The sequence below is a fragment of the Geofilum sp. OHC36d9 genome (assembly GCF_052400685.1).
In the GTDB taxonomy this organism is placed as follows: Bacteria; Bacteroidota; Bacteroidia; order Bacteroidales; family Marinilabiliaceae; genus CAZHHH01.
Genome location: NZ_JBQTGJ010000004.1, coordinates 1 through 14,495, shown reverse-complemented (window position 1 = coordinate 14,495; position 14,495 = coordinate 1). Strand labels below are relative to the sequence as shown.

Annotated in this window: 8 protein-coding genes; all 8 read left to right on the top strand. The window is 35.6% G+C overall.

Translation table 11 applies throughout. From position 1 onward, the window contains the following. The first annotated feature begins 287 nt into the window (after positions 1 to 287). On the top strand, positions 288 to 1,538 hold the full coding sequence (gene odhB, locus ACT3CD_RS06300; RefSeq protein WP_444643991.1) for a 2-oxoglutarate dehydrogenase complex dihydrolipoyllysine-residue succinyltransferase: 1,251 nt from the start codon (positions 288 to 290) through the stop codon (positions 1,536 to 1,538). A 318-nt stretch (positions 1,539 to 1,856) separates the two neighbouring features. After that, the gene (gene sbcD, locus ACT3CD_RS06295; RefSeq protein ID WP_444643989.1) at positions 1,857 to 3,068 is read left to right on the top strand and encodes an exonuclease subunit SbcD; all 1,212 of its coding nucleotides are present in this window, start codon (positions 1,857 to 1,859) and stop codon (positions 3,066 to 3,068) included. Positions 3,069 to 3,074: 6 nt separating this feature from the next. Continuing rightward, positions 3,075 to 6,356 (top strand): SbcC/MukB-like Walker B domain-containing protein, encoded by a 3,282-nt coding sequence (locus tag ACT3CD_RS06290; RefSeq protein ID WP_444643987.1) that lies wholly within the window; start codon positions 3,075 to 3,077, stop codon positions 6,354 to 6,356. Between the two features lie 1,272 nt (positions 6,357 to 7,628). Next, positions 7,629 to 8,831: an ATP-binding protein gene (locus ACT3CD_RS06285; protein WP_444643985.1), complete on the top strand. Its 1,203-nt coding sequence runs from the start codon at positions 7,629 to 7,631 to the stop codon at positions 8,829 to 8,831. Between the two features lie 814 nt (positions 8,832 to 9,645). Further along, the gene (locus tag ACT3CD_RS06280; protein WP_444643983.1) at positions 9,646 to 10,896 is read left to right on the top strand and encodes a hypothetical protein; all 1,251 of its coding nucleotides are present in this window, start codon (positions 9,646 to 9,648) and stop codon (positions 10,894 to 10,896) included. Positions 10,897 to 11,739: 843 nt separating this feature from the next. Then, positions 11,740 to 12,132 carry a hypothetical protein gene (locus ACT3CD_RS06275; protein WP_444643982.1) on the top strand — a complete coding sequence of 131 codons (393 nt, stop codon included), beginning with the start codon at positions 11,740 to 11,742 and terminating at the stop codon, positions 12,130 to 12,132. After that, the gene (locus ACT3CD_RS06270) at positions 12,125 to 12,496 is read left to right on the top strand and encodes a hypothetical protein (RefSeq protein WP_444643980.1); all 372 of its coding nucleotides are present in this window, start codon (positions 12,125 to 12,127) and stop codon (positions 12,494 to 12,496) included. The genes ACT3CD_RS06275 and ACT3CD_RS06270 overlap by 8 nt, the downstream gene beginning before the upstream one ends. A gap of 285 nt (positions 12,497 to 12,781) precedes the next feature. Next, positions 12,782 to 13,951, top strand: coding sequence for a hypothetical protein (locus ACT3CD_RS06265; RefSeq protein ID WP_444643978.1), 1,170 nt, complete (start codon positions 12,782 to 12,784; stop codon positions 13,949 to 13,951). Positions 13,952 to 14,495: the final 544 nt, after the last annotated feature.

Sequence of the window (14,495 nt, the reverse complement as noted above, 5' to 3'; positions counted from 1 at the left end):
TGCAGCGGCGGCATTTTAATATTATTGAATTTTGCTACGTTCGGCATTGTTGCAAACAAGTTTGCACACTGCTCTCACTAAACGCAAAATTTGTGTTTACTTTTTTTGCTGTAGTGGAGCGAAGCGGATCACGAATACCTTTAAAAATATTAATACCATGAGTAAAAAAAGTAAAAGCCCGTGCGGCTTGAGCACTTAAATGGAAAATATATTTTTTACCGGACAATAGTGATTAAAAAAAAATAAACTAATCAACGGAAACGAAATGCTTTGTTAACAGAAATACTATGATAGTAGATGTGAAAGTTCCCACTCCGGGGGAATCCATAACTGAAGTTGAATTGGCTTCATGGACCGTTAAATCGGGCGATTTGGTTCATAGAAACCAGGAGCTGGCCGAAATTGAGTCCGATAAAGCCACTTTGTCGCTGGTGGCACCTGAGTCCGGTAAAATTGAATTACTGGTGGAGGCTGGCGAAGTGATTAAAGTGAATTCTATTGCTTGTAAAATTGATACTTCGGTTGAGGTGCCTGAAGAGGATACTGTGGCAGCCGTTGCGGAAGACGAACCGGTGCCTGAAACAAGTCAGGCCAAACCGGCGGCAGCAACAACCAAACAAGCGGTTGAGCCGGATGCTTTATCCAAAGTGAAAGTAACACCGCTGGCACGTGAAAAAATGGCCGCTGAAAATATTCATCTCGAAGACGTTCTGGCCGGTCTGAAGAAGCTGTCGGCTGGCGATGTCGATGCGGTGCTGCGTATGTCTGATAACGGATATCAAACCGGGGCAACCCCCGCGTCGCCGATAAGAGACGTGGAACGAAGCAAAATGAGCCAGTTGCGTAAGCAACTTAGCAAACGCTTGGTTCAGGTGAAAAATGAAACGGCTATGCTAACCACTTTCAATGAAGTGGATATGCAGCCTTTGATGCAATTGCGCAAAAAGTATCAGCCTGCTTTTGTTGAAAAGTACGGCTATAAGATTGGACTCATCTCTTTTTTCCTTAAGGCGTCGGCTTTGGCCCTTAAAAAGCATCCGATGGTTAACAGCCAGATTGATGGCGATGAAATTGTGTCGCCTTCGTATGTCGATATTGCGGTGGCTGTGCAATCGCCCAAAGGATTAATGGTGCCTGTGATTCGTAATGTGGATGTTATTCCATTGGCGGCCATCGAGGCTGAACTGAAACGGCTGGCTGACAAAGCCCGGTCGGGGAAAATTAGTCTGGATGAGATGACCGGCGGTACGTTCACCTTAACCAATGGCGGGGTGTTTGGGTCCATGATGTCAACGCCATTAATCAATCCACCGCAATCGGCTATTATTGGGATGCACAATATTGTGGACCGGCCTGTGGCTGTCGATGGGCAGGTGGTGATTCGTCCCATGATGTATGTGGCTTTGAGTTACGACCATCGCATTATTGATGGTAAAGATTCGGTTGGCTTCCTCGTAGATGTTAAAAAGATGATTGAGAATCCGGCGTTGATGTTGACAAACGGAAAATCGATTGAAGAGGTGTTGCTGGATTTGTAGTAAAAGGAATTTGGAAGGGCAATCCTTTGTGGTTGCCACCCCAAAAAAATACCGCAGGTTTATCCGATTATTCGCAGGACGGGTTTGTATTTTATTCCCAGATGTTTAAAAAACAAATCAATTTCATTGCATCGTCGAAAATGTAAAAAGTTGTAGGGGCAGACACTTAGGTCTGCCCCTACAACTTTTTTTATAAAAGACATTTTAGATTACATTTATATGCTATAAATCACAATAACTTTATGTGACCGTTAGGCCGTACCCTATAAACACCTCATTGGCATCTGAGAATTAACGAAATAAACGAACTTTTAGATAATGAAAATATTACATACTTCTGACTGGCACTTAGGGAGGACGCTTTACTCCAAAAAAGAGCGACAAGAAGAACATACCTTGTTTTTAGAATGGTTGCTAAATACAATGAAAGATAATTCGATTGACTTATTGCTCATTGCCGGTGACATATTTGACAACGCATCACCAGGTAGCACGTCTCAAAAAATGTATTATGATTTTCTTGTCAGAGTAAAAAAAACAGGTTGCAAAAACGTAATTGTAGTTGGAGGGAACCATGATTCGCCTAGTTTCCTGAATGCGCCAAAAGACATTTTAGCGGCATTAAATGTTTCTGTAATTGGTAATGCAAGCGAAAATATCGAGGATGAAATTATTGTTATCAACGACAGCAACGAAAAGCCTCTTGCTATAGTTTGTGGCGTTCCTTTTTTGCGGGAAAGAGATATTAGTCGTTTTGCCGAAGGTGAAAATTATTCCGATCGTTCAAAACGAATTAACGAAAACTTAAAAAAGCATTACGAAAAAATTGCTGAACTAGCCGAAAATAAACGTCATGAGTTGGGAAAAGACATTCCTGTTGTGGCAACCGGGCATTTATCTGTTGCAGGCGGAAAAAGAAACGAAGACGATGGTGTTCGTGAAACATATATTGGAAATATTGAAGCTGTCGGCAGTGATATTTTCCTAGACACATTTGATTACGTGGCGCTTGGACATTATCACATTCCGTCAGTTATCAAAGACCATATTCGTTATTGCGGTTCGCCCATTCCAATGGGGTTTGGAGAAGCAAAACAAAAAAAGTGTGTTTACATCATCGATTTTGATAATGGAAGAAGCATTGAAAAAGTTGAAATCCCTGTTTTTCAAAAATTGGAATCCATTGTTGGAGACAAACATTTTATTTCAAAACGTTTAGCTGATTTAAAAAAGACCGGTTTATCTGTTTGGGTAGAGGTTATTTACAATGGTGATGAACTGTTTCCGGACTTTCCATTGTGGACAAATGAACAAATAGCTAATTCCAAAATTGAAATCTTAAAATTGCAGAATCGCCAACATCTAAACGAAGTGTTAACAACCAATGACACAACAAATTCGCTTGATGAACTTAATGTCTTTGATGTTTTTGACAAACTACTTGATAAAGCCTCTGTTTTAGATGAACAGAAAGATGAGCTGAAAAAATCGTATAAAGAAATCGTTGACGATTTAGAAATAGAAAAGTAAAATTGTATGAAGATATTAAACCTAAAATTCAAAAATATAAATTCGCTGGCTGGGGAAAACGAAATTGATTTTACAAATCCTGCTTTTTCAAACGACGGACTTTTTGCTATTACGGGAAAAACAGGGTCGGGGAAAAGTTCTATTCTTGATGCTATTTCATTGGCGCTTTATGGAAAAACGCCACGAGTAGATGTTACTGGCAGCGAAAATGCTGTAATGACAAGGGGCGAAAAGGATTGCTATTCAGAAATCATTTTTGAAGTTACAGGGAAAAGATGGAAATCAGCGTGGAAGCAAGAGTTGACCCGAACAGGAAACCTAAAACCTGTTAATCGGGTTATTGCCGATCTTAACGACAAAATTATTGCCGACCAAATTCGCCTGTGTGATACAAAAATTGTCGAAATTATAGGGCTTACATTCGAGCAATTCACAAAAGTAATAATGCTGGCACAAGGCAGTTTTGCCGCATTTTTGCAAGCAGATAAGAATGATAAAGGCGAACTTTTAGAGCAAATTACAGGCACCGAAATTTATGGGGAAATTTCTAAAAAGGTTTTTGAACGAAATAGAACTGAAAAAGAAAAATTAGAGAAAATTGCCATAAAACTTGAAGCAATAAAAATCCTTTCAGAAGAAGAAATTAAAGCCTTGACTGATGAAAATATTGCTTTGGAAAAAGACAAAAAGCAAATTGATGAGAAATTTCAAAAAATAGAAGCGGCTAAAAAATGGCTGGCTGATTTGCAAAATTTGCAAAAGCAAATCAATGAAGTAAAACTAAAGTTGCCTGCATTAGAGGGAAAAGCTCTCAAAGCAAAAGAAGTTTTAGAAAAATCGGAAATCGCTTTAAAAGCGGTAAAAGATGAACAGAAAAAACAAGAACCTGTTTTTAAGCAAGTAAGAGTATTGGACACAAAAATATCGGAGAAAGAAAAATTATTGCGACCAATTTTGAATACTATTTCCGAGGTGAAAAAAAGCATAGATGCACTCAATAGTGCTTTAACAAGCCAAAACGACGGGTTAGAAAAATCTAAAAATTCACTAATCGAAAAACAGAAATGGGCAATTGCCAATAAAAAATATGAAGCACTTATCTCAAATTACTCTGTAATTGAAAAAGAAAATCAATTATTAATTGCTTCTTCAAACGAAATCAAAAGGATAAACACTGAAATCGTCGACCTGCAAAAGGTTCTCGATTCAAAACAAGCTGAATACAAAAAAGCTACCGTATTTTTTACCGATAAAGAAAAAAGCTTAACGGTAAAAACGAAAGAACTGGAAGCCAAAAAAACGGAATTATCAGAAATTTTAGGAGGGAAAGAGCTTTCTCAGCTTCAATCAGAAAAAGAAAAGATCTCAAATTTTGGCATACAAATAAAAGATTTAATTGAGGTTGAAAAAGCAATTTCTATAAACCGGAAAGAAATTGATGACATAAACAATAATTTAAAGCAATTTGAAAAGTTACACCCGGAGCTTTTAAAAATAATTGATAACGATAAAAAAATACAAGTCAATCTTGAAAATCATATCAGAACTCTTGACGAGAATATAAGACTGACCAGGACAATTCAAAGTTTTGATGAACACCGTCACAATCTTAAAGACGGGGAAGAGTGCCCCCTTTGTGGTTCTTTGGAACACCCTTTTGCCATTGGAAATATTCCACAAATTGGAGAAAAGGAAAAGGAATTAGCGACCTTAAAAAAACAGTTGCAAGACACCATCAAAACAATTCAGCAAAACGAAAACAAACTTGCCGAAGTTGTTTTAAACATCAAAAATGATTTGAAAAACAAAGCAAGAGAGGGAAAATCCCTGGCTGTTAATTTAGAAAGACAAAAGGCAATACTGGCTGAAATAAAAATTATCGATTCTGATTATTTCATTTTTCAAGGTGACAATAAATTAGAACTGCTTGATGAAACTTTGAAAAAAAAGCGGGTTGAACTTAAAGACATTAATGGCTTAATTGCACGAGCAACTGAACGTGAAAAACAGATTGTAAATCTTCGGGATAAAGAAATTCCTGAGTTGCAAAAAGAAAAGCTGGAAGCTGATAAAATAAAAAATGACACTGCAACCGCTCTGAAATTAACTGAGCAACAATTAAAGACGAAACAGGATTCAGCGACAAAATTACGAGAAACGTATAATACAGAAAATGAAGCGTTTTTGAAAACGCTTAAAGGTTATGCCGTTGAAAATATTCAGCAATTGAAAAAACGGCTGGACGCCTGGAATGACAATAAAATGCAGACAGACGAGCTGACAACTCAAATTACAACTCTAAACAGCAACATCGCTTTAACCAAAAAAGAATTAGAAAGTCAAACCAAATTGCTGAACGACAAGCAAAAAGAAAAACAGGACATTGAATCCGACAAGCAAAAATTATCGGCCGGGCGCAAAGAACTCTTTGCTGAAAAGTCTGTTGAAGAAGCAGAGAATTATTTAAATAAAGTACTTCAAGACTGTGAAACGGCAAAAGCAAAAGCCGAAAAAGAGATGAACGAAACAAACACTGATCTCGAAAAAAATAAAGCGATCGTTACCGATAAAGAAAAAGAGTTAGTTATAAGGAAGGAGCAGAAAATTACTGATAAAACGAGTGTCGAACTTCAAACTCATCTGGACGAAATAAGAACTAAGGCAAACGAGATTTCTCAAAAAATTGGTGCAAATAATCAAGTATTAATAATTAATGCCAACAATTTAAAAGCAAGTGGCGATAAACTTAGAGAAAAAGAAAAGCAACAGGCCGTTTGTAACAAGTGGGGTAGCTTAAATGAACTTATTGGTTCGGGTGATGGTAAGAAATATCGCAATTTTGCACAGGCCTTAACTTTCGAGCATTTAATAAGCTTGTCAAATAATCAGCTGCAAAAAATGTCCGACCGATATATTCTCAAACGCACCGGCGACAATTCTAATCCCTTTGAATTATCGGTTATTGACAAATTTCAAAACGGCGAAGAACGAACGGCACAAAATCTTTCCGGAGGCGAGAAATTTATCATGTCGCTTTCTCTTGCCCTTGGGTTATCAAAAATGGCTAGTAATAATATGCGTATTGACACAATGTTTATCGACGAAGGGTTTGGAACCCTTGACTCCGATTACCTTGATGTAGCTCTTAATGCATTATCAAATTTGCAAAGCGAAGGAAAAATTATTGGGGTAATTTCTCACCTCATAGAATTGAAAGAACGAATTGCAACACACGTCGAAGTTGTTCCGGGTGGCAATGGGCATTCAAAAATACGCATAACGAATTGAAATAACATTAGTAACAATCCGCACGATGAAATTGGAACCACATAACAATATTTATAAATCATTGGGCGGTTAGTGTTAATTATAAGACTTTTTAAATGAACTGACGCCCGGAAATAACCATTTTAGAACAGGCATAACGCCGAATGCGATATCCATCAACGCCTGTCTTTTACGGCATTTCGCACTGAAAGAGCAAATCATTTCAGTCCAACGGCAACCCCTTGGGTTCTTAAACAACCAACAACAAAATGCGGCCTGCAAGGCCAGATTAAATAATGTAAAGATTGTCTTAAGAACCCAACTTAAGCGTTCTGCTTGCTCATTTTCCAATGACGAATGACACGAATAAAAAAACGATTCCTTGCAACGCACCCGTTTTTAGGTTTGCTATTTTAGGGGGTTAGGGGGGGAGGGGTGTAAGTCTGGGGTGTTGAAAACAACAATCTGTATAAAAGACTTACTAAAACCATGTTCCACAAGGCTGAAAGCCTTGTAGCATCAGCACAGGGCATCGCCCTGTGTTATAATCACCACGGGTTTCATCGCCCTGAAAGGGCCATAGCCAAAAATAAATTGAAATCATCCGAGAACCACTAATTTTAACCCCTAACCCTAACCCCTAACCCTAATCCCTAACCCTAATCCCTAACCCGAACCCCATCGGAATCGTGTTTGATGATTTGCTCACTCAATAGGCCACCACATTTATTCAACCATTAGCAATTTTCGTTCAACCTATTTGATGAATGTCAGATTAGTAAATTCGGTGTCTGTTTTTTCGGAAATTACCGGTAAAGACACTATAAATACAATATTTTTTTTCATTGGTGTCCGGTAAAAATTTAGAGAAATGATTAGAACCCAGCTCCAATGTGCGAGCCAGATATTTTAGGAGATATTGGGGTTGCTTTCCGCCTCAAGGAATTTCCGTTAAGAAAATCAATTTTATTGGCGTAAAGAAATCCGGGCTGTCTGAGCGAAGCGAGTTCCCGGATTTTAGACAATGAAATTGATTTTTAGGAAATTACTTGCAGCGGCGGCATTTTTTGTTTACTTTTTTTTGCTGTAGAAAAAAAGTAAAAGCCCGTGCGGCTTGAGCACTTAAATGGAAAATATATTTTTTACCGGACAATAGTGATTTTTTTTAGACCGTAAACGATAATAATGTTATGGATTCGTTGTGCACAAGCAAAATAAATCGGCGTTAATGACGAAATATTTCGACATCTTGCATTTTCGTCAATAAGAGATTACCTTTGTAAGAAAAGGAAAATGATAGAAAGAGAATTATATCTGAAACGATTAAGGCAACTAAAAGACCAGAACTTAATAAAAGTAATAACTGGAATTAGACGTTGTGGAAAATCTACACTTTTAGAGGCATTTAAGAATGAGCTTCTTGGAGGTGGAGTAGCGCCTAAAAATATTATCTTTCTAAACTTCGAAGAACGTGAGAATTTACACCTTACGAACTGGACAACATTATATGACGAGATAATAGAACAAATCAATCCCAATAATAAGTATTACATATTCTTAGATGAAGTGCAGCTTATTAATGACTTTGAGCGATTGGTTAATAGTCTATTTACAAAAAAGAATATTGACTTATATGTCACAGGTTCAAATGCTTATTTGTTATCGAGTGAGTTAGCAACTCTTTTAACAGGCAGATATATTGCGATAAACTTACAACCTTATTCCTTTAAAGAATATGCATTAGCTTATTCAGATGAGAAAAATACAGACAGACTTTTTAGAAAGTATATCAATGAGAGTTGTTTTCCTGAAGCTGTAACTCTTTCTCAAAATGATGAGAGCCTTGTAAATGATTATTTGCAATCAATATACGATACGGTAATAATTAAGGATATTTCTCAGCGCCATAGCCTACGTAATGTAGATAACCTGCATCGGATTGTTAGTTTTCTTTTTGATTCAATAGGTTCTTATGTTTCCCCGACGAATATAGCAGCTCAATTAAATCATAATTCCCAAAAGAAAGTATCGCATAATACGATTATTAAATATTTAGATTTCCTTACTCAATCATATATACTTTATACAGCACCTCGCTATGATATTAAAGGAAAAGAATTGCTTTCTACGAATGGAAAATATTATGTTGTTGATTTAGGTTTGAAAAACATAACCGCAACAAATAAGTTTGAAGCAGATTTAGGACGAAAACTTGAAAATATAGTCTACTTTGAACTATTTAGGAGGGGTGGAAAAGTTTATGTGGGTAAGCATAATGATAGAGAAATTGATTTTGTAGTCCAAAAGGCAAACAACGAGCGTGAATATTATCAAGTAGCATATACAGTTAATGACGAAAAAACATTTAATCGTGAGATTTCGGCATTTGATAGAATTAAAGATAATTACCCTAAATTTCTATTAACAATGGATTATGATAATACGAGCATAAACGGAATTCAAAAATTAAATGTAATTGATTGGTTATTAAAATGAAAGTAAAGGAATGCCAGTGTACAATATATAGGAGTATGAGCAATCCCCACGACCCAGCGATTACTCCAGGTTGAACGACATCCCGGTAGAGCTACAACTAAATACTATGGACCTACTGTCGTTTTTTTATGTTTTTGAGAAGAATGCCCATGTTTTAATTGTGTTGCTTTAAACTATTTATGTCTAAAAAAAGAGAGCATTTTGCAACTCAAAAGTTCAAAACCAGCCTCTTTTTGGCTTAAAATCTACCCTTTAGACAATACGACACCAAACCTCATATTCATGAGGTTTGTAAGGAACTATCCATTCCTTGCAACGCACCCGTTTTTAGGGTTGCTATTTTAGGGGGTTAGGGGGTTAGGGGTGTAAGTCTGGGGTGTTGAAAACAACAATCTGGATAAAAGACTTACTAAAACCATGTTCCACAAGGCTGAAAGCCTTGTAGCATCAGCACAGGGCATCGCCCTGTGTTATAATCACCACGGGTTTCATCGCCCTGAAAGGGCCATAGCCAAAAATAAATTGAAATCATCCGAGAACCACTAATTTTAACACCTAACCCTAATCCCTAATCCTAACCCTAACCCCATCGGAATCGTGTTTGTTGATTTGCTCACTCAATACACCGTCACATTTATTCAACCATTAGCAATTTTCGTTCAACCTATTTGATGAATGTCAGCGAATTAGTAAATTCGGTGTCTGTTTTTTCGGAAATTACCGGCAAAGACAATATAAATGCAATAACTCTTTTAGTCCATAAATGATAATGGCGTTATGGGGTTGTTGGCAATAATTAAAAAAAAACACCAGAATGAAAATAAGCTTTTTAGATAACGGTATTGATTCATTAAAAAAGGGATTTGATTATCTGATGAAATATGAAGAAGACTATTTCTCAGATTCTCCTTCAAAAAACAGGTTCTTTTATCTAAAAGATTCAATTATACTAACTCAGCATGGAGTAGAAATTTTAATAAAACATATTTTAGCAAAGAATAACGAATTACTTTTATTCTCAAATTTAGATAAACATGTTAAGCAATCATACATAGAGAAAAGAGTTAAAGGACTTGAAAGTGTTTTCAATTCATCATTAAAAGATAAAATCCACACAGTTAGTTTTACAGAAGCTATTGAACGATTTGAAAGTTTTTGTAATTGTACTTTGAAAAAAAGTTTGAAAGATAAACTACTACTCTTAGAGAGTTATAGAAATGTTATAATTCATTCTGAAATATACTTTAATGAGAATGAGATAAATAATTTATTTGAGAATCTGTTTGATGAGCTTGATGCTTTATTTATTAACGAGATAGGTGACTCCTATACTACATTGTCAGGTTATTCTGAACTTTTGCATAGTTATGAACTTGTAAAGGTCTATCTGGACAAGAAGAATCTGGAACAGAAAAGAAATGTCATAGATAGTTTTATTTCTGTTTTTAAGAAACTTTCTATCAGTATGGGACTTAATGAAGTAAAACTTATAACAGATATTGACAAAGCTTCTAAAATACTGGATGAATTTATAAATCAAGGTCATATTTTTGGCACTGACCTTTATAATGGTTATTGTTCAGGAGATGTAAGAAAAATCATAAGACATGATAAAGAAAGATTAGCTATATACACGGAAGATAATGGAGCTATTTACATATTCAAGTTTAAAAGCCTATTGCTTTATCTTCCAAATTATGATTCTGAGTTTTCACCTTTATTATTTTTAGGAGCTGATAATGATGTTGCTGAAGAGAATTGTGTTGTTAAAAAGGATTGTAATGAAATTGAGAGTTACGAGTATTTATATTTTCCCGAGGAGAATAGATATGAGAAAAGTGAAGAGCAAATAAATTTATTTTATTCCAGAATGGATAATGATGACCATTTCGTTCGACCGTATTATTATTCCGTAACACATTTTCTTACGAAAGGTAATTTTTGTTTTTTGAACTTTCAATATTTAGAATATCAGGCTTTTGCAAAAGATATTGTATATAAATGGAAAAATGAAGATTCAAAACGCATAATGGTTGAATTGAGAAAAATGCTAAACAATAAATAACTATTGCCAATATATAGGAGTATGAGCAATCCCCACGACCCAGCGATTACTCCAGGTTGAACGACATCCCGGTAGAGCTACAACTAAATACTATGGACCTACTGTCGTTTTTTTATGTTTTTGAGAAGAATGCCCATGCTTTAATTGTGTTGCTTTAAACTATTTATGTCTAAAAAAAGAGAGTACTTTGTAACTTAAAAGTTCAAAACCAGCCTCTTTTTGGCTTAAAATCTACCCTTTAGACAATACGACACCAAACCTCATATTCATGCGGTTTGTAAGAAACTATCGATTCCTTGCAACGCACCCGTTTTTAGGGTTGCCATTTGTGGGGAGGAGTTCCCCTTTCAGGGGGTTAGGGGTGTAAGTCTGGGGTGTTGAAAACAACAATCTGGATAAAAGACTTACTAAAACCATGTTCCACAAGGCTGAAAGCCTTGTAGCATCAGCACAGGGCATCGCCCTGTATTATAATCACCACGCGTTTCATCGCCCTGAAAGGGCCATAGCCAAAAATAAATTGAAATCATCCGAGAACCACTAATTTTAACCCCTAACCCTAATCCCTAACCCCTAATCCTAATCCTAACCCCATCGGAATCGTGTTTGATGATTTGCTCACTCAATAGGCCACCACATTTATTCAACCATTAGCAATTTTTGTTCAACCTATTTGATGAATGTCAGCGAATTAGTAAATTCGGTGTCTGTTTTTTCGGAAATTACCGGCAAAGACACTATAAATACAATATTTTTTTAGACCGTAAACGATAATAATGTTATGGATTCGTTAGGCAGCATGCGGGCTGACACGCAATCCAGCAACATGACAAAAAAATAAAAATGAAATCATACGATAGATTACAAATAGCATTTAAACCAAGCATTTATACTTTCAACTCGATATCAAAAATTCTAGGTGTCCAACCAACCGAGCTGATTGATAAAAATGCTGTTCCTGGCGTTTGGATTTACGAAGTGATTGAGGAGCAGGACGATGATTACTATGATTTTATAAACAAATTCCTCGATTTACTTGAGAATAATTATCAAAAACTTGCGGATTTGGATATAAAAAGAGATGATATTACAATTTGGTATCTTTATGAGTATGACCAACAGTGCAACATGGAGTTTTCTCCATCTCGATTAAAACGATTAGGTGACAATGAAATTACTTTATGCATTTCGTGTTGGGATAGTGGACAGGAATTAAAACCAACGATAAATGACTAAAAAATTCTTAGAGGCATACCTTGATAAAAAAAATAAGAGAACTCGAAAGAGGGAATTTATCATACCTGACATTTTTAATCTTCAAAATAGTTTTATCGGGATTGAGACTAAAAAAGAGTATTCACACGGGATTATTTGTTTTACGGGAGTTGTCTTGGATAGTAAAACCGTAATTGACAGATTGATTGAAAACAAAATAATTCAAAAAACTCAAAATGATTATATTGCCACTATTGATAAATACCTAACTGATTTAAAAGATTTTAAAATATCAAATATTATAACGATTGAGTATATTGACAATAATTTCAGATTGATAAAATCGGATATGAAAAGAAGAATTATTAAAAACAAATTACCATAAAATGCACGACTGCCTAACAATGTATATACAAAATAGGCGAGATAGTAGTAATTCCAAGGGTTGTAGCCCGCTTCAACATTGTAACGGCTTGATAATTTTGAAGTCCGCAAACGCCTACTTTGCATATACTCAACGTTGTGTGCAATCCACCCTATTCCTGAGAAATTGACTTCTTAAGCTAGCGGGTGCAGAAAATGAGAAATATATTGTATTATTAAAGTGCATATAATTAGATATTTAATTAAACAGATTGTTACCGTTAGTCAGAATTAAAATTAGAAAACTATGAAAAAACTTATTGTAACGCTATTTGCAACAGCAGTATTGCTTTCTTGCGAGAAAGACGAAAATGTATTAAGTGATTCCGAAACTTACTATACAAAATTAGTATCTGAAGAAAGATATAGAATATTCACCTCTGACGGAGAAGTAAAAAACGAAGATGTTAGAAATCTTATTATCTCTAAAAGCAACGAAGTTTTACCAAGTTTGATCACAATCAGACAAAAGGAAGATATACGTGCAACTCTAATAAGTGAAGATAAAGTGTTCTTTGAAAGAGGTTCAACCATTGCAGATACCTTTTTGATTAAAACCAAGGGTTCACTAACCTATTGGGAAAAGAGTGACACTACAACTTATTATCCATCAATACAAAGTGAATTCAATAAAACGTTGAATTTCTCAGATACTTCATTATTTGTTTATAAACCTCTCTATTATGAGGAAGTTGAAGTTCCACATTCTACTGGTTATTTAAATAGAATAAAACAAAAAACCTGTTTTTACATCGAAAAAGAGGGGAATGCACTAATTATGCCTTTTGTTGATTACTGCTTATTAACTGACATGGGGCTTCAAAGACCAGCCCCACAGTTTTTTACTTATTTAGCTACGAATAACAGGCTAAAGGAAACTCTAAATCTTACTCTATCAGAAAAAGATACACTTATCATTAGAGAATATGTTCAACAATTGACAAAGGATGCGATTCCTACAACAAAAAAGTCTGTAGAGTTAATAATTTACAATGCCAATAGTTGGCAACCAAACTCTTCTGCATTATCGGTTGTCTCTCAGGCAGAAGTAAAACTTTTTAAAAATACTGGAAGCGCTAATGTCACAAAAGGAAAAGAAACTTACAAAGAGATAAGTGATGAAAATGGAATAGTAAATTTTTATGACATTGAGCCCGGTAATTATTTTCTCATTGCAACAAAGGAAGATTTAAGTAATCTTAAAAACGGACTGTTAATCAATGGCGTATTTATGAATGCTCAAGACACTGTTCACACAATGGATAAACCCTATCAAGATAATCCTGAGATTGGCGGCTTAAAATATGAAGATATGAATGGAGATGGTGTAATTAGTGAGCTTGATGTTACGGAAGGAGACTATATTGAAGTAAAAAGGAGTGAAATGCTAAAACGAATTATTTATATGGGAAAATAAAAGCCCATAACATGCGGTCATATTTCAGGCGGCGGGAGTTTTAAAGGGTCGGTTTTTAGTATTCTATCAAGTCTTTAACGGCGGGAAAGTTTTGAGTTCCTTTACGCCGCTCGAAATTGTACCGCCGTCTGTTGTGGCCCATTAAAAAGACAGAAATCAATGCGGGCTGAAATACAGATTAAACAAAGACTCCTGGAAGAAATTTCAAAAGTTAGAAACATACAAGTTTTCATTGGTGTCCGGTAAAAATTTAGAGAAATGATTAGAACCCAGTTCCAATGTGCGAGCCAGATATTTCAGAAGATATCGGGGTTACTCTCCGCCTCAAGGAATTTCCGTTAAGAAAATCAATTTTATTGGCGTAAAGAAATCCGGGCTGTCTGAGCGAAACGAGTTCCCGGATTTTAGACAATAGGATTGATTTTTAGGAAATTACTTGTAGCGGCGGCATTTTTTTGTTTACTTTTTTTTGCTGTAGTGGAGCGAAGCGGATCACGAATACCTTTGAAATAAAAACCTCAATGAGTAAAAAAAGTAAAAGCCC